Below are 15,619 nucleotides of genomic sequence, written 5' to 3'. Positions count from 1 at the left end.
GCTCCCACAGTGACCCCACAGGTTTCCAGGCCTGTGCGATCCCTGTGGGAGCGGGTTTACCCGCGAAGGGGCCAGCACAGGCGACCACTATTAAGCCTTTTTCTCCGCCTCTTTCAACTCCTTGATCCGCTTGTCGATCAGCTGACACTTGTCGGGCAAATCCTTGCTCGCCGTCCCAAGCTCCATCCCTTGAAGCTCGTCATTGATCTCCTTGGCCTTCTGCGGGTTCTGCTCGGTCAACTGGGTGACCAACCCGGCCAGCTCTTCGCGTTTCTGCGTTGCTTCTTCCGGTGTGCAGGCCCAGGCGGGCAGGGCGCAGAACAGGGCAGTGGCGCAGGCAATGGGCAGCAACAGTTTCATCCTTCCTACCTCCGGCGGTGGTGATGCCCGGTGGAGGCATGTGCCTGGCCGTTAGTTCAGCGCCTTCGACCGGTGGCTATACCCCTGGGTATATTTACCGCGCTCATCCTCGGCTCTAGTTTGAAGCCACAAACATGACAACCGAGGAACACACCCATGGATCGATTGAAAGGCAAGGTGGCACTGATTACCGGCGGCGCAGGCGGTTGTGGCCTGGCCGCGTCGGAACTGTTCGCCGCCGAGGGCGCCAAGGTGGTGATCCTCGACTTGCCGACCAGCCAGGGCGAAGCCGTGGCGGCGCGCATCAACGCGGACGGCGGCCAGGCGCTGTTCGTCGCCGCCGATGTGTCGCAGGCCGACCAGGTGCACCGCGCCGTAACCCAGGCCCAGGCGCACTTCGGCCCGATCACCGTGTTGATGAACCATGCCGGGATCATCGCTGCCGGCCCGTTCCTCGAAACCAGCGAAGCGGAATGGGACCGGCTGATGAGCGTCAACGTGAAAAGCATGTTCCTGGTCACCAAGGCGGTGTTGCCTGGCATGCTCGCCGCCGGCGGCGGCAGCGTGATCTGCACCTCGTCGATCTCGGCGGTGGTCGGCACGCCAATGGAGGTGCTGTATTGCACCACCAAGGGCGCCTGCCACATGTTCGCTCGCGCCCTGGCCGTGGAATACCGTGGCCAGAACATCCGCAGCAACGCCATTTGCCCAGGCTTCATCGGGACCGCCCATGGCCGCCGCGAACTCGACCTGCTGCGCGGTTTTGGCGTGGACGCTTCCGACGAAGCAATCAAGACCATGCAGGGGCGCCTGTGCGACCCGGCCGAAGTGGCCAACGCCGCGTTGTTCCTGGCCAGTGACGAGTCGAGCTTCGTCAGCGGCTCGCATCTGTTCGTCGACAACGCCTACACCGCCATGTAATACCCGGCCGGCAGTACCCTGCCGGCACCAACAAGAACAACACGCAGCACCCTTCAATTCTGCCCACAAAGCCAATTCCAACAAGACAGAGGCAGCAGATGGAAAACATAGGCACTTACGTCATCTACGTGATCATGGTGTGCGCCGTGATCGGCGCGATCGCATCGATCGTCAATGCGGAATCCGAGCTGGCCAAGGAGTTCACCGCCGGCCTGCACAGCATCGGCCCGATCTTCATCCCGGTAGCCGGGATCATGGCCGCCATCCCGTTCATTTCCAGTTTCATCAGCCAGTTCATCGGCCCGCTGTTCCTGGCCATGGGCGCCGATGCCGGCATCGCCGGGCCGATCTTCATTGCCTCGGACCTGGGCGGTTACCAGCTGGCCCAGGCACTGTCGCACAGCCCCGAAGGCTGGATCCTCGGCCTTATCACTGGCTTCCAGTGCGGTTCGACGGTGATCTTCGTCATCCCGGTGGGCCTGGCAATGCTCAACAAGGCCGACCACAAGTACATGGCGCTGGGCATCATGGCCGGGCTGCTGAGCATCCCGATCAGCATCGTGTTGATCGCCATGGGCATGCAGGCCATGGGCCTGGGCGTGCGCCCGGACATCGCCACGGCGGGCGCCGCGACCCAGGCGTTGCACTTCACCCTGCCGACCCTGCTGCGCAACCTGTCGCCGCTGATCCTGTTCTGCGTGGCACTGGCGGCGGCGCTGCGCTACTTCCCCAACCTCATGGTCAGCCTGTTCCTCAAGCTGGGGCAGTTGATGTACGCCGCCGTGACGCTGGTGCTGGTGGCGTCGATCGTCGAGTACTTCACTGGCGCGTTCACTTCGCTGTTCGGTGGCTGGGGCTTCGCCCCGATCATTGCCGACAAGGACGACCAATTCCGGGCGCTGGAGATTGCCGGCTACGTGGGCATCATGCTGTGCGGTGCGTTCCCGATGGTTTACCTGATCAAGCGTTTCCTGTCGCAGCCGATCGAAAAGGTGGCGTCGAAACTCGGCCTGTCGCCGGTGGGCGCGGCCGGTATCCTCGCGGCCTCGGCCAACATCCTGGCGATGTTCCGCCTGGTGGCCGACATGCCGCCGAAAGACAAGGTGCTGGTGATTGCCTTTGCCGTGTGCGCCGCCTTCACCTTTGGTGATCATCTGGCCTACTCGGCCAACTTCCAGCCCACGCTGATCGGGCCGCTGATCATCGGCAAGCTCGCCGGTGGCCTGCTGGGCATGCTGCTGGCCTACTGGCTGGCGGTGCCCAAGGCACTGGAACTGGGCCGCCAGGAAGAAGAGGCCGGCCTGCTGCCCGCCAGTGCACCGTTGCACTGACAGGGCCAGGCATCGTTCAATGCCGTTCGGGCTTGCACAGCCGGGCGGCATTTGCGCCTTCTCCCACACCGCACGGGCCACCGCAATGAACAGCGACAACGCCAACCGCCTGGGTGCGGTCATTCGCAGCATCGGCAGCGATGCACTGGGCCCGGCCCTCGACACCGCGCTCAAGGGCGTGGTCGATTTCGACATGAGCTGCGCCTACCTGTTTCGTTTCAACCAGCCCGCGCTGCTGATTCATGACGGCTACAACCAGCGAGTCGCCGAACGTACGCTGAAAGCCTACCTGCGCGGCGGCTATCTGCTCGACCCGTTCTACGTCGCCTGTACCAACAACCACCCGGGTGGCCTGTGGCGGATGCGCGAACTGGCCCCGGACAGCTTCTTCGCCTCGGGCTTTTCCATCTCCCACGACATCCACCCCTGCGTCTCCTCGCACCACGGCAGCCTGATCGAGGAGATCGGTTTCATCGTGCCGGTAAGGCCACGGACCGCCCTGGTGTATTCGTTGATGCGTGGCCTGGACAAGGGCGCGTTCGAGGCTGAAGAAGCGCAGCGGCTGGCAGCGTTGACGCCAGTCATCGATGCCATTTTCAGCCAGCACCTGCGCCTGGCACATGCCGATGACCTGGCCGACCCGCAGGAGTCCGACAGCCAGTTGGAAGATGCTTTTGTCGATATCCTCCAGGGCCAGCTGACCGAAACCCAGCGGCATGTGGCCAAGCTGATCCTGCAAGGGCACAGCAGCCAGTCGATCTCACGCGAGCTGGGCATCTCGGAAGGCACGGTGAAAGTGCACCGGCACAACATCTGGCAGCGGCTGGGGATTGCCGGGAATGCGGAGCTGTTTCGGTTGTTCATCAACTATCTGGTCAAGCAGTAACCGAGCCGCGCAGGCCGGTTGCCTGGGCGCCAGCGCTGATATCTTTTCTCCCGGCCTGCGCGGGCCCTTGTAGGAGCGGCCTTGTGTCGCGAAAGGGCTGCAAAGCAGCCCCAGCAATTTGTGCATTTGCGCTGAAACCCCGGGGCTGCTTCGCAGCCCTTTCGCGACACAAGGCCGCTCCTACACCTGAGCGCGGTAACCGATCAGCTGAGAGCCGGCGTGTTCGTTTATCAGCCAGCGAGGTGAGGCCGCGCCGTCATGTCTATTCCCAGCGCCTTCATCACGGTCAGGAACGACTTCAGAGTCGGGTTGCCATGCTCACTGAAAGACCGATAGAGCTGCTCGCGCGACAGACCGGTTTCTTTAGCCAGCTCGCTCATGCCTTTTGCACGCGCCACCACGCCTACAGCCTTGGCGACATAGCCGGCATCCCCGGTTTCGAGTGCGTCGGTCATGAACTGCGCGATCGCTTCAGGGGTAGTGAGGTACTGGGCGGGGTCGAAATCAGAGAAGGTTTCAGTCATTTTGCATCCTCCACGAACGCAGAATCTGGTGGGCTGCCTTGATGTCGCGCTGTTGGCTGCCTTTGTCGCCGCCGCAAAGCAGAATGACGTATGTGCTGCCAGACTGATGGAAGTACACCCGGTAGCCAGGCCCATAGTGAACCCTGAGCTCACTGACGCCGTGGCCAACCGGTGATACGTCGCCAGGCAGGCCCTCCATCAACCGGTTGATCCGAGAAATGATTCGGGCTCTGGCACTAACGTCTCGGAGACCGGTCACCCAATGTCTGAAACTGCTGGATTCGATTTTTTTCATCGAGTGAATGTAGTTTATAAACTACAGGTGGCTAGACAGCAAATGGTTTCTGCCTGTTGCGGTACCAGCGGCTTCAGAGCGTGGCGTATCACCGTGCAAGATCTTTCGGAACACCACGGCTCACCGACAGGTCCCAACCTGTGTACCCCTTCCGTCCACAGCAGGAGCCCGTAGCCATGAGCATCGCCTACGATTGGGACCTGATCGAGCGTTTGCTGCACGAGGTGCAGAACGGCGCCGGTCACAGCTTCACGCCACGCCCCTATGCCGAGCAGCACGCTGCGGCACTGGCTGCCAAGGGGGAGCCGGTGGGCGACCTGGACCACCTGAAAACCCGTGCCTGCGAGTACGAAAGGCTGTTGTTCGAGCGTGGTTTCATCGAAACCCGGCCCGAAGAGGATGGCGGCAATGGCGAGAACTTCGTGCTGACCGAGCGCGGTTCGCGGCTGATGAGCCTGATCGACAGCAGCATTCCCGGCTTCGAGCACCCGCGCCAGGTGCTGGACGAGCAGGAGGATGCGCTGGACGAAACCACCTTCGAGCAGGTGTCGGCGAAAGCACAGATCGCCTGAGGTCGTTTTGAGGCTGGCAAGGGCGGCCATGGAAACCCGATAATCGGTAGTTCCTGAACACTGCCGAGCCCATGCCCATGCCAATGACCACCGCAGAGGCCCGCCTATGAGCGCGGTCCGCAAGAACCCCGACGCCTTTGCCTTCCAGGTGATGCTGGGGCTGTGCCTGATCTGGGGCTGCCAGCAGGTGTTGATCAAGACTGCCGCCATCGATATCGCGCCGGTGATGCAGGCGGCCCTGCGCAACGGCATCGCCGCCGTGCTGGTGGGCCTGATGCTGTGCTGGCGCGGGGGCTGGGAGCAGGTCGGCAGCACCTGGCGTGCCGGGGTGGTGGCGGGCGGGCTGTTCGGCCTGGAGTTCCTGTTCATTGCCGAGGGGCTGAAGCTGACCTCTGCGGCGCACATGTCGGTGTTCCTCTATACCGCGCCGGTGTTTACCGCGTTGGGCCTGCATTTCAGGTTGCCCAGCGAACGCCTGCGGCTGCTGCAATGGCTGGGGATCCTGCTGGCCTTCGGCGGCATTGCCATGGCGTTTGCGGGCGGCATGTCGTTCGAGCACATGGATGGCCGCACCCTGCTGGGGGATGCCTTTGGCGTGATCGCCGGGCTGGCCTGGGGAGCGACCACGGTGGTGGTGCGTTGCTCGCGGCTGTCGGAAGCACCGGCGACCCTGACCCTGTTCTATCAGCTGGCGGTGGGCTTTGCCGGGTTGCTGCTGATTGCCTTGCTCAGCGGCCAGATCGGCGCGGTCACGCTGACGCCGCTGGCGATGGGCAGCGTGCTGTTCCAGGGGATTGTGGTGTCGTTCATCAGCTACCTGACCTGGTTCTGGTTGCTGCGCAAATACCTGGCGTCGAACCTGGCAGTGTTCTCGTTCATTACCCCGCTGTTCGGGGTGACCTTCGGCGTGTTGTTGCTGGATGAGCCGCTGAGCCTGAACTTTGTGGTTGGCGCGTCGATGGTGCTGCTGGGGGTGGTCCTGGTGAGTGCCGAGCCTTGGGTGAAGCAGCAGTTGCGTAAGTTTGTGGGGTGAGTTTTAGCCTGTTACGGCCTCTTCGCGGGTAAACCCGCTCCCACAGGGTGGACTGCCCCCAAGAAGTTGGACACCAATCCAACCCTTGGGGGATCTATGGGTAAATACACAGAGCAGTTCAAGCTCACGGCTATCACCGCTTACCTAGAGGGCAGCCGGGGCTTTCGCAAGGTGGCACAACACTTTGGCATCGATTTCAGCCTGCTTCGGCGCTGGGTTGCTGGCTACCAAGTCGATGCCAGCCTCAGCCCTCGCTCGCATGGTCGCCGCTACACCGAGGAATTCAAGCGGCGGGTGCTCAAGTACATGCTTGAGCATCGCCTGTCCCTGCGCCAAACAGCGGCGCACTTTGACCTTGGACAGTCCTCACAGATAGGCATTTGGCTGCGGCAGCACTACAGTGGCAGTCCTGTAGCCACTCTCGCCAAACAAAGAAAATCAGCCGTGCCGAAGAAAATTAAGCCCATCAAGCCGACAGACACCAATGACGCAGAGAAATCTCGTGAGCAGTTGTTGAGCGAGCTCGAGTATCTGCGCATGGAGAATGATGTCCTAAAGGAGTTAAAGGCTCTGCGAGAGGAGAAGGAGCGAACACGGACGAAAAAGCCCTGATCGTCTGCAAATTCAGACATAAATATCCGCTGCCCGACCTCTTGCAGATGGTGGGGTTGGCACGCAGTACCTTTTATTACCAGGTCAAGTGCCAGCAAAAGCCGGACAGGCACGCCTCGCTCAAGGAGTTGGTGCAGCGTGTCTATCACGAGGAGAAAGGGCTGTATGGCTACCGCCGCATTGCCCTTGCCATCAGGAATCAGGGGACCTTGGTCAACAAGAAGGTCATTGAACGGTTGATGGCTGAGCTTGGTTTGCAGTCCGTTGTACGCCCGAAGAAGTATCGATCCTATCGCGGCATTGTCGGCAAGGTGGCAATGAATTTGCTGGAGCGTAATTTCGTCGCGCAACGCCCCAACCAGAAGTGGGTGACCGATGTCACTGAGTTCAAAGTGGCCCAACAAAAGCTCTACCTGTCGCCCGTGATGGACTTGTACAACGGTGAGATCATCGCCTATGAAACAGCTTGCCGGCCTACCTATGGCTTGGTCGGGAACATGCTGGAAAAGGCGCTCGATGGGTTGGGTGAAAAGCCCAAGCTAGTGATCCACTCAGACCAGGGATGGCATTACCAGCAGCCCCAATACCGCCATAAGCTCGCAGCGCACGGTGTGAAGCAGAGCATGTCTCGCAAGGGTAATTGTCTGGATAATGCAGCGATGGAAAGCTTCTTCGGCACACTGAAGTCAGAGTTCTTCTACCTGAAGCGCTTTGAAAGCGTCGAACAGCTGAAGGCGGGCCTGGAGGAGTACATCCATTACTACAACCATGACCGCATCAGGCTGAAACTCAATGGCCTGAGCCCTGTCAGCTACAGGACTCAGGCCACGGGCTAAAACTGTCCAACTTTTCGGGGGCAGTCCAGGGGCCGCACAATCTTCAAGGCCTGTGCAGTACCTGTGGGAGCGGGTTTACCCGCGAAGAGGCCGGCACAGGCAGCTACGATTCAGGATGCTGCCTTGGCCTGACAGGCGTTGCCCTGCTGTGCAGAGCTGCCAAACAGCACCAGCCCCCCAGCCACCACCAACCCACCCGCGGCCACCATCAGCGCGGGCTGCAACCCGCCGCTGTAATGGCTGCTGACCGCCGCCAGCAGCGGCCCGCTCAACTGCCCCAAGGCAAAGCAGGCTGTCAGCAGCCCGGCATTGCGCTGCGTGGCATGCGGCGCCAGCTCCCGCGAACGTTGCATCACCAGCTGCATGCAGGCCAGGAACGGCCCGCCACACAGCACCACGCCCAACGCCAGCCCGACACCCCCGCCCATCAGGCAGGCCAGTACACCCAGCCCCTGCAGCCACAGGGTGGCAGTGAGCCAGGCCGAGGTGCGGCCGCCACGGCGCAGGCTCACCAGCAGCATCCCCAGCGCCGCCGCCAGGCCGAACGCCGGCCAGAACAGGTCGGCCAGCCACTGCCCGTGGAACTGCTGGTTGGCTATTTGCGACAGGAAGGTGGCCGGCAGGATGTAACCCACGCCATACAGCGCATACACCAGCCCCAGGCGGCCGATGCCGACACTGCGCGTGGGGCCCTGGCGTGCAGCCGACGGCACCTGCGCCGCTTGCAGCGCCCTTGGCAGCCAAGGCCGGACCGCCAGCAGCATCACCAGCGCGGCCACGGCATAGATCAGCCACAGTGCTGCCGAGCCCAGCCCCCACAAATGCGCAACCAGCGCCAGCAAACCCGTCAGCGCAATGCCCAGGCCGGGCCCCGCGAACACCAGGGCACCTAGGCGCTGGCGGTTGTTTGCATTGGCCACCTGTTGGCTGAGGCTGGTGATCATCACCAGCACCCAAGCGCTGGCCACGCCGGTGCCGAAGCGCAGCAGCAGGTGGCTCCAGAACCCGTCTGCGGCCCATGAGGCCAGGGTCAGCAGCACGCACAGCCACAGCCCACCGTGCAGGCGCAGGCGCACCTGGCCTGGCGAGCGAGCGAACATGGCATCGACCGCGCCGACGAAGTAACCCAGGTAGTTGGCCGCGGCCACCAGCCCGGCGACCGTCAGGTCGAACTGGCCTTCGGCGATCAGTTGCGGCAGCTGCGGGGTCAGGGCGAAACGGCCGATGCCCATGGCCATCATCAGCGCCACGGCGCTGGCAAGCAGTTGAATGAGTGGCGACATGACAAGTCTCCTGCACGGATGTAAGCGATGGCTGGAAGGTTAGGGCGGTTTCTTTTTCAATAAAATTGAATAATGATGATCAAGTTGTTCTGTTTTGGAGAATGCCGTGGAATTCAGCCAACTGCGAATCTTCCAGGCCGTGGCCGAGGAAGGTTCGGTCACCCGTGCCGCAGAGCGCCTGCATCGGGTGCCGTCGAACCTGTCGACGCGCTTGCGCCAGCTCGAGGAGCAACTGGGTGTCGAGCTGTTCCTGCGCGAACGCCAGCGCCTGCAGCTGTCGCCGGCGGGCAAGGTGCTGCTGGATTACGCCAACCGCATGTCAGCCTTGCGCGACGAGGCACTGGCCGCCGTGCGGGGCGGCCAACCGGCCGGGGACTTCGTGCTGGGGACCATGTACAGCACGGCGGCGACCCATTTGCCGGGGTTGCTGGCGCGTTATCACCAGGCCTACCCGGCGGTTAACCTGCAGGTGCGTGCGGCGCCCAGTGGCGAGCTGCTGGAAGGCCTGCTCAACCACACCTTGGACGCGGCCCTCGTGGACGGGCCACCGAGCCTGGCCGGGCTGGATGGCGTGCCGCTGTGCGATGAGCAACTGGTACTGATCACCAGCCCCGAGCACCCTGCGGTACACACTGCCAAGGACGTGGCGGGCAAGGCGGTGTTCACCTTCCGCCAGGGCTGCTCGTACCGCATGCGCCTGGAGGCCTGGTATGCCCATGCCCATACGCCAATGGGCCGGGTGATGGAAATCGAGTCGTACCAGAGCATGCTGGCCTGCGTGATCGCCGGCGCGGGTGTGGCGATGATGGCCAGGTCGATGCTCGACAGCCTGCCCGGGCGCGACCGGGTGCGGGTGCACCAGTTGCAGGCGCCGTTCGATCAGGCGGTCACCTGGTTGATGTGGCGCCAGGGCATGCGCGGGGCAAATTTGCAGGCCTGGATCGACCTGCAACAAAGCGAAACGATTAACCAGTCGTCGGAATGCGCCGTTACGGCTTGATCCGTATCAAAATGGCCCGTATCTGTAGGTTTAGAGGCATGCGTAATACAGGACATAGGGCTATGATCTGTATGAAACATCGCAGGATTGAATTGCCGTGAGGCTGACCCGTCAAGGGGGCATTATGAATAAACCACTGTCCAACTGGCTCCACGACCTGGCTGTCGCCTTGGGGCTGATTCCACCACCCTTGCAGCCGGTGCCGATCCCGACTGATGAAGAGCAGCGCAAACGCCAACCGCGTCGTCGCTGATACAGACAAAGGCCGCTGCACCTGGGTGGGTGCAGCGGCCTTTTTGTGTCTGCCAGTTGTGTGTTGCCTGTACCGGCCTCTTCGCGGGTAAACCCGCTCCCACAGGTACCCCACAGCACTCGAGGCCTGTGATATTCCTGTGGGAGCGGGTTTACCCGCGAAAGGGCCTGTACAGGCAGCCGCGATCTATCAGGCCAGCTTCACCGCCGCCACCGATTTACGCGACATCAGGCTGACCACCACAAAGCTCACCAGACCAACCGCCAGGCTGTAGTAGATCGGCGTATTGGCCTCCAGCCCATCCTTGAACATGAACAGCAGCGCGGTGGCAAAGCCCAGCGACATGCTGGCGATAGCCCCGGCGGTGGTAGCGCGCTTCCAGAAGATCGCGCCGATCAGCGGGATCAGCATGCCGCCGACCAGCAGGTTGTAGGCCAGGGTCAGGGCATTGATCACATCGTTCACCACCAGGGCGATGCCCAGCACCACCAGGCCGGTGAGCAGGGTGAACAGGCGGCTGACGCCCAGGCTCGACGCCTTGCCGCCACGCAGCTTGGGCAGCAGGTCTTCGGTCAGGGTGGTCGACGCAGCCAGCAGGCCGGCGCTGGCGGTGGACATCATGGCGGCCAGCGCCGCTGCCATCAGCAGGCCACGGATGCCATCGGGCAGGGTGGTCTTGATCATCTCGGCAAAGGCATTGTTCGGGTTGGCCAGGTCGGGCATCAGCACATGCGCGGCCATACCGATCGCGGCGCAGGCCAGGCCGTACAGTACGCAGTACACACCGGCGGTGGTGCCGGCGCGCTGGCAGACCTTCTCGTCACGGGCAGTGAACACCCGCTGCCAGATGTCCTGGCCGATGAGGATGCCGAAGAAGTAGATCAGGAAGTAGGTGATGATGGTGTCCCAGCCAATGGTGGTCAGCTGGAAGCTGGCCGCCGGCAGCTTGGCCACCAGGGTGTCCCAGCCACCGGCCTTGTACAGGCACACTGGCAGCAGGATGAACATCAGGCCGACGGTCTTGATCACGAACTGGACGATGTCGGTCAGGGTGAGCGACCACATGCCGCCAATGGTCGAGTACAGCACCACCACACCACCGCCCAGCAGCAGCGAGGCCCAGAACGGCAGGTTGAGCAGCACCTGCAATACGGTGGCCATGGCCAGGGTCGAGGTGACGCCGATCATCAGTGCGTAGGCCAGCATGATCACGGCGCTGGCCTGGCGTGCGGCTGGGTTGTAGCGCTGCTCCAGCACCTGGGTCACGGTGAAGATGCGCAGGCGCAGCAAGGGTTTGGCGAGGAACAGGTTGAGGGCGATGATGCCCAGGCCCAGGGCTGCGCACAGCCAGAAGCCGGAGATGCCGTGGACGTAGCCCAGGCGCACGGTGCCGACGGTGGAAGCGCCACCGAGCACGGTGGTGGCCATGGTACCCATATACAGGACCGGGCCGAGGTTGCGCCCGGCCACCAGGTAGTCCTCGTGGGTTTTCGCGCGCCGCATGCCATACCAGCCAAGCCCGAGCATGCCGGCGGTATAGATCATTACAACAATGATGTCCAAGGCCATTGGGGGTCTCCCGATTATCTTTATTATGGCGAGATCGACCACGCGGGCGGGTTCACGGCGCCCGGCGGTCTTGTCGTGTTGTTGGCGGGCCTCAATGGCCCTCCCATATGGCTCCTGCCGGGGTGTAGCAAGTACCGCGGGCGCTTTCTGTAGGAGCGGCCTTGTGTCGCGATCGGGCCGCAGAGCGGCCCCGGCAGCCTATGCGACACCGCCACAGTCCGGGGTCGCCTTGCGGCCCGGTCGCGACACAAGGCCGCTCCTACAAAGGGCCGTCGTTTACCGGCGGACAACGCCCGGTAGCACGCAGAGCATCTCGAACAGCAGGTTGGCACCGAGCAGCGAGGTGTTGCCGGTGGTGTCGTAAGGCGGGGAGACTTCGACGAGGTCACAGCCGATCAGGTCCAGGCCGTGGCAGCCGCGAATGATCTCCATCGCCTGGATGGTGGTCAAGCCGCCGATTTCCGGGGTGCCGGTACCAGGCGCCCAGGCCGGGTCGATACCGTCGATGTCGAACGACAGGTACACCGGGCCACCGCCGACCTTTTCGCGCACTTCGGCCATCAGCGGTTCCAGCGACTTGTGCCAGCACTCTTCGGCCTGGACCACACGGAAGCCCTGGCGGCGGCTCCAGTTGAAGTCATCGGCGGTGTAGCCCTGGGCGCGCAGGCCGATCTGCACCACGCGCTCGCAATCGAGCAGGCCTTCTTCCACGGCGCGGCGGAAGGTGGTGCCGTGGGCGATCTTCTCGCCGAACATGTGGTCGTTGACGTCGGCATGGGCATCGATGTGCACCAGGCCGATCTTGCCGTGCTTCTTGTGCAGCGCCCGCAGGATCGGCAGGGTGATGGTGTGGTCGCCACCCAGGGTCAGCGGGATGATGTTGTGCTCGAGGACCTCGTCATACGCTTCTTCGATGATCCGCACGGCGTCCAGCAGGTTGAAGGTGTTGATCGCCACGTCACCGATGTCGGCCACCGACAGCGAGTCGAACGGTGCGGCCCCGGTGGCCATGTTGTACGGGCGGATCATCACCGATTCGGCGCGGATCTGCCGCGGGCCGAAGCGGGTGCCGGAGCGCAGCGAGGTACCGATGTCCAGTGGCACGCCGATGAAGGCGGCGTCCAGGCCTTGGGCACTTTGCAGGTGGGGGAGACGGAGCATGGTGGCGATGCCGCCGAAACGCGGCATTTCGTTGCCGCCCAGTGGTTGGTGGAGGATCTTGTCCACGGTGGGCCTCATCAGTCGGTCGATTGTTCTGTTTGTTCGAACCTGTGCCGCCGCGCGCCTTCCAGGTGTGGTCTTGCCGGCGGGCAGGGACATTTCGGCCAAGTCTGCTGAAGGTAGTGCCGGGGAAAAATCGCTACCGGCAAATACTTAGTTCAGGAATTTCTGAACTAAAGGCCGGCAGAGCGGTTAGACTGCGCGCAAACACCCTTGCGGAACCGTTGCTCCATGGCCTCGACCTTGCCCGACCTGAAACTGCTGCGCATCTTCGTCAGCGTGGTGCGCCACCAGGGCTTTGCCAATGCCCAGCGCGAGCTGAACCTGTCGACTTCGGCCATCAGCACCTACATGAGCCAGCTGGAAGGTGCCCTGGGGATCGTACTGTGCCACCGCGGCCGTGGCGGCTTCAGCCTCACCAGCAAGGGCGAGCTGTTTCACCAGGAAACACTGCGCCTGCTGGCCGAGCTAGACGGTTTCGAACAGTACGCCGCCGCCCTCAAGGGTGAGTTGCGCGGCACCCTCAACCTTGGGGTGATCGACTCCACGGTCGGTGACCAGGCCTTGCCGCTGGCCGAAGCCATCGGCGCCTACAGCCAGGAACACCCGGCGGTGCACCTGCACCTGTCGGTGTCCAGCCCTTACGAGCTGCAACTGGGCGTGCAGGACAACCGCCTGGACCTGGCGATCGGGGCGTTTTCCTCGCGCATGAGCGGGCTGCTCTACCAGCCGCTGTACCGTGAGCAGCACTGGCTGTACTGCAGCAGCCGCCACCCGTTGTATGCCGAACGGCGTATCCCCGAGCAGGTGGTGACCCAGCAGCGCATGGTCGGGCGTGGCTACTGGAGCCAGGCCGAACTGGCCCGGCATGGCTTCAAGCACAGCGCGGCGACGGTGGAGAGCATGGAGGCGCAGTTGATCCTGATTCTCTCCGGGGCCTACATCGGCTACCTGCCCGAGCACTATGCCCAGGCCTGGGTCGACAAGGGCGACTTGCGCGTGCTGTCGCCGTCCACCTTTGGCTACCAGGCACCGTTCTCGCTGATCATTCGCCGCGGGCGCAGCCGCGAACCGTTGATCCAGACTTTCCGCGACCTGCTGAAAAGCCAGCTCAACGTGGGTTGAAGTCCGGCACATGCTGTATTTCGTCGGCCCCCGTTAAATTGTTGGTGCCGCTGACCGACAACATAATGGCGTCCTGCTATATATCAAATCAGTGTGTGCTGCTGACTTCCTCCCTTTAATCCTGCAAGGATTGCCCAAGATGCGCATGAATTTGCCCGTCACTGAGCACGAAAGAACCTTTCCCAACGATCAGCGCCTGATTTCCACCACTGACCTCAACAGCCGCATCACCTACTGCAACGACGCTTTCGTGGCGATCAGCGGGTTCACCTACGACGAGCTGGTCGGCCAACCCCACAACCTGGTGCGCCATCCGGACATGCCTCCGGCCGTGTTCGGCCATATGTGGGAAACCATCAAACAAGGCAAACCGTGGATGGGCGTAGTCAAGAACCGGGCGAAGAACGGTGACTACTACTGGGTCAGCGCCTATGTCACGGCCGTCTACGAGCAGGGCCGCATCAGTGGCTACGAGTCGGTGCGCTCGGTGCCCACCCGTGAGCAGATCCGCCGCGCCGAGGCGTTGTACGCGCGCTTGCGGGCTGGCCGCGCGCCGGTGCCGTGGGCGGCCCGTCTGGGGTATGGCCTGGGTCACGGTTGGCCATTGATCGGTGCGGGCCTGCTGTCGGCGGCGGGCTACCTGTGGCTACCGCCCTACGCGGCGCTCGGGGTGCTGATGGCCAGCCTGCTGCTGGCCTGGTATCTGGTCGAGCACCGGCAGAACCAGGCCATCCGCCGCACGCTGACCGAGCACCCCAAGGCCTTCACCAGCCCGCTGGTGGCACTGACCTACAGCGATAACCCAGGCCTGCAAGGCCAGCTGGATCTTGCCATCATCAGCGAGGAAGCACGCCTGCAAACGGCCTTGACCCGCCTGGTGGATGCCGGGGTCGGGGTGAAGTCGCGGGCGGCGCAGTCGTCCGACTTGTCCGATGCCCAGGCACAGATGCTCGACCGCCAGCGCAGCGAGACCGACCAGTCCGCCGCCGCCATCGCGCAGATGGCGGCGACCATTCAGCAGGTTACCCATAACGTGCAGAGCACGGCGCACGCAGCGGGCGATGCCGACCAGCTGGCGCAGCAGGGCAGCGAGCTGGCGATGCAGAGCCTGCAAGCCATGGGCAGCATGAGCAATGCGGTCAACGACATCGGCCAGGCCGTCAATGCCCTGGCCGAGCAGACCCAGTCGATCGGCAGCGTGGTCGATGTGATTACCTCGATCGCCGAGCAGACCAACCTGCTGGCGCTCAACGCGGCCATCGAGGCGGCGCGTGCCGGCGAACAGGGGCGCGGGTTTGCCGTGGTGGCGGATGAAGTACGATCGCTGGCCCAGCGCACCCGTGCCTCGACCGAGGAGATCCACCAGATCATCGCCTCGTTGCGCGCCGGGGCAGAGCGCGCGGTGAGCACCGCCAGCCGTGGCGAGCAGATCTCGCGGGACAGCGTGCACAGTGTCGAGGCGGTGCAGGCAGCGTTGAGCGGGATTGCCCAGGCGGTCAGCCGCATCACCGGCATGAGCCAGCAGATGGCGACGGCGTCGGAGCAGCAGAGCCATGTGGCCGAGGACATCAACCAGCAGATCGTGCGCATAGCCCACCTGTGCGACCAGAGTGCCGGGCAGGCCAGGCAGGGCGCGGAAATCAGCCAGGACCTGGAGCGCATGGCGGAGTACCTGCATAGCCTGGCGGAGCGGTTCAATCGTTGAGATTGCCGGGGCCGCCTTGCGGCCCTTTCGCCGGCAAGCCAGCTCCTACAGGATCACCACAGGCCTGGGCCTTGTGCAATACCTGTGGGAGCT

General features: G+C 63.2%; 16 protein-coding genes. 10 read left to right on the top strand and 6 right to left on the bottom strand.

The window, feature by feature from the left end:
• Positions 1–90 precede the first annotated feature (90 nt).
• A complete protein-coding gene (locus ABNP31_RS19215; RefSeq protein WP_238066754.1) occupies positions 91–360 on the bottom strand; it encodes a hypothetical protein in 270 nt (89 codons plus the stop codon).
• A 156-nt stretch (positions 361–516) separates the two neighbouring features.
• Between ABNP31_RS19215 and ABNP31_RS19210 the strand changes: the two genes are divergently transcribed.
• The 3 genes from ABNP31_RS19210 to ABNP31_RS19200 all read left to right on the top strand — a co-directional run bounded on the left by ABNP31_RS19210 (position 517) and on the right by ABNP31_RS19200 (position 3,498).
• On the top strand, positions 517–1,281 hold the full coding sequence (locus ABNP31_RS19210; RefSeq protein ID WP_238066752.1) for an SDR family NAD(P)-dependent oxidoreductase: 765 nt from the start codon (positions 517–519) through the stop codon (positions 1,279–1,281).
• Between the two features lie 98 nt (positions 1,282–1,379).
• Positions 1,380–2,612 carry an ethanolamine utilization protein EutH gene (gene eutH / locus ABNP31_RS19205; RefSeq protein ID WP_025340163.1) on the top strand — a complete coding sequence of 411 codons (1,233 nt, stop codon included), beginning with the start codon at positions 1,380–1,382 and terminating at the stop codon, positions 2,610–2,612.
• Positions 2,613–2,697: 85 nt separating this feature from the next.
• Positions 2,698–3,498, top strand: coding sequence for a helix-turn-helix transcriptional regulator (locus tag ABNP31_RS19200; RefSeq protein WP_025340162.1), 801 nt, complete (start codon positions 2,698–2,700; stop codon positions 3,496–3,498).
• A gap of 230 nt (positions 3,499–3,728) precedes the next feature.
• Here ABNP31_RS19200 and ABNP31_RS19195 read toward each other — a convergent pair whose 3' ends face one another.
• Together ABNP31_RS19195 and ABNP31_RS19190 are read right to left on the bottom strand one after the other, a co-directional pair.
• Positions 3,729–4,022, bottom strand: coding sequence for an addiction module antidote protein (locus tag ABNP31_RS19195; RefSeq protein ID WP_025340161.1), 294 nt, complete (start codon positions 4,020–4,022; stop codon positions 3,729–3,731).
• On the bottom strand, positions 4,015–4,317 hold the full coding sequence (locus ABNP31_RS19190; RefSeq protein ID WP_238066750.1) for a type II toxin-antitoxin system RelE/ParE family toxin: 303 nt from the start codon (positions 4,315–4,317) through the stop codon (positions 4,015–4,017). The genes ABNP31_RS19195 and ABNP31_RS19190 overlap by 8 nt, the downstream gene beginning before the upstream one ends.
• Positions 4,318–4,493: 176 nt before the next feature.
• Here ABNP31_RS19190 and ABNP31_RS19185 point away from each other — a divergent pair, with 176 nt between their 5' ends.
• The 3 genes from ABNP31_RS19185 (at position 4,494) to ABNP31_RS19175 (ending at position 7,370) form a co-directional block, all read left to right on the top strand.
• Positions 4,494–4,889: a hypothetical protein gene (locus ABNP31_RS19185; protein ID WP_013973698.1), complete on the top strand. Its 396-nt coding sequence runs from the start codon at positions 4,494–4,496 to the stop codon at positions 4,887–4,889.
• Positions 4,890–4,995: 106 nt separating this feature from the next.
• On the top strand, positions 4,996–5,922 hold the full coding sequence (locus ABNP31_RS19180; RefSeq protein ID WP_350012665.1) for a DMT family transporter: 927 nt from the start codon (positions 4,996–4,998) through the stop codon (positions 5,920–5,922).
• Between the two features lie 96 nt (positions 5,923–6,018).
• A protein-coding gene (locus tag ABNP31_RS19175) for an IS3 family transposase (RefSeq protein WP_371915777.1) occupies positions 6,019–7,370 on the top strand; the annotation gives its coding sequence in 2 pieces (ribosomal slippage) (positions 6,019–6,490 and positions 6,490–7,370; 1,353 coding nt in all).
• A 110-nt stretch (positions 7,371–7,480) separates the two neighbouring features.
• Here the strand turns inward: ABNP31_RS19175 and ABNP31_RS19170 are convergent.
• The gene (locus ABNP31_RS19170) at positions 7,481–8,653 is read right to left on the bottom strand and encodes an MFS transporter (RefSeq protein WP_238066746.1); all 1,173 of its coding nucleotides are present in this window, start codon (positions 8,651–8,653) and stop codon (positions 7,481–7,483) included.
• 106 nt (positions 8,654–8,759) lie between these two features.
• On the opposite strand from ABNP31_RS19170, the gene ptrR reads away from it, so the two are divergent.
• Positions 8,760–9,653 (top strand): putrescine utilization regulator PtrR, encoded by an 894-nt coding sequence (gene ptrR, locus ABNP31_RS19165; RefSeq protein ID WP_015271294.1) that lies wholly within the window; start codon positions 8,760–8,762, stop codon positions 9,651–9,653.
• A 124-nt stretch (positions 9,654–9,777) separates the two neighbouring features.
• Positions 9,778–9,906, top strand: coding sequence for a PA1414 family protein (locus ABNP31_RS19160; protein ID WP_009683677.1), 129 nt, complete (start codon positions 9,778–9,780; stop codon positions 9,904–9,906).
• 189 nt (positions 9,907–10,095) lie between these two features.
• On the opposite strand, the gene ABNP31_RS19155 is transcribed toward ABNP31_RS19160, so the two are convergent.
• Positions 10,096–11,475, bottom strand: a complete 1,380-nt coding sequence (locus ABNP31_RS19155; RefSeq protein ID WP_350012664.1) for a sodium:solute symporter — start codon at positions 11,473–11,475, stop codon at positions 10,096–10,098.
• 276 nt (positions 11,476–11,751) lie between these two features.
• Positions 11,752–12,702: an agmatinase gene (gene speB / locus ABNP31_RS19150; protein ID WP_025340154.1), complete on the bottom strand. Its 951-nt coding sequence runs from the start codon at positions 12,700–12,702 to the stop codon at positions 11,752–11,754.
• A 225-nt stretch (positions 12,703–12,927) separates the two neighbouring features.
• Here speB and ABNP31_RS19145 point away from each other — a divergent pair, with 225 nt between their 5' ends.
• Together ABNP31_RS19145 and ABNP31_RS19140 are read left to right on the top strand one after the other, a co-directional pair.
• Complete coding sequence (locus tag ABNP31_RS19145) at positions 12,928–13,821, top strand: LysR family transcriptional regulator (RefSeq protein ID WP_025340153.1); 894 nt, start codon at positions 12,928–12,930, stop codon at positions 13,819–13,821.
• 139 nt (positions 13,822–13,960) lie between these two features.
• Positions 13,961–15,526, top strand: a complete 1,566-nt coding sequence (locus ABNP31_RS19140) for a methyl-accepting chemotaxis protein (RefSeq protein WP_085663945.1) — start codon at positions 13,961–13,963, stop codon at positions 15,524–15,526.
• Positions 15,527–15,619 lie beyond the last annotated feature (93 nt).

Source organism: Pseudomonas asiatica (genome assembly GCF_040214835.1).
GTDB classification, from domain to species: domain Bacteria; phylum Pseudomonadota; class Gammaproteobacteria; order Pseudomonadales; family Pseudomonadaceae; genus Aquipseudomonas; species Aquipseudomonas putida_Z.
The sequence above is the reverse complement of the archived record's forward strand: the minus strand, read 5'-3'. Positions and strand labels throughout refer to the sequence as shown.

Excerpts from the sequence above, each read along its gene's own strand:
- ABNP31_RS19215 (WP_238066754.1), bottom strand. The coding sequence starts at position 360 with ATGAAACTGTTGCTGCCCATTGCCTGCGCCACTGCCCTGTTCTGCGCC.
- ABNP31_RS19210 (WP_238066752.1), top strand. The coding sequence starts at position 517 with ATGGATCGATTGAAAGGCAAGGTGGCACTGATTACCGGCGGCGCAGGC.
- eutH (WP_025340163.1), top strand. The coding sequence starts at position 1,380 with ATGGAAAACATAGGCACTTACGTCATCTACGTGATCATGGTGTGCGCC.
- ABNP31_RS19200 (WP_025340162.1), top strand. The coding sequence starts at position 2,698 with ATGAACAGCGACAACGCCAACCGCCTGGGTGCGGTCATTCGCAGCATC.
- ABNP31_RS19195 (WP_025340161.1), bottom strand. The coding sequence starts at position 4,022 with ATGACTGAAACCTTCTCTGATTTCGACCCCGCCCAGTACCTCACTACC.
- ABNP31_RS19190 (WP_238066750.1), bottom strand. The coding sequence starts at position 4,317 with ATGAAAAAAATCGAATCCAGCAGTTTCAGACATTGGGTGACCGGTCTC.
- ABNP31_RS19185 (WP_013973698.1), top strand. The coding sequence starts at position 4,494 with ATGAGCATCGCCTACGATTGGGACCTGATCGAGCGTTTGCTGCACGAG.
- ABNP31_RS19180 (WP_350012665.1), top strand. The coding sequence starts at position 4,996 with ATGAGCGCGGTCCGCAAGAACCCCGACGCCTTTGCCTTCCAGGTGATG.
- ABNP31_RS19170 (WP_238066746.1), bottom strand. The coding sequence starts at position 8,653 with ATGTCGCCACTCATTCAACTGCTTGCCAGCGCCGTGGCGCTGATGATG.
- ABNP31_RS19160 (WP_009683677.1), top strand. The coding sequence starts at position 9,778 with ATGAATAAACCACTGTCCAACTGGCTCCACGACCTGGCTGTCGCCTTG.
- ABNP31_RS19155 (WP_350012664.1), bottom strand. The coding sequence starts at position 11,475 with ATGGCCTTGGACATCATTGTTGTAATGATCTATACCGCCGGCATGCTC.
- ABNP31_RS19145 (WP_025340153.1), top strand. The coding sequence starts at position 12,928 with ATGGCCTCGACCTTGCCCGACCTGAAACTGCTGCGCATCTTCGTCAGC.
- ABNP31_RS19140 (WP_085663945.1), top strand. The coding sequence starts at position 13,961 with ATGCGCATGAATTTGCCCGTCACTGAGCACGAAAGAACCTTTCCCAAC.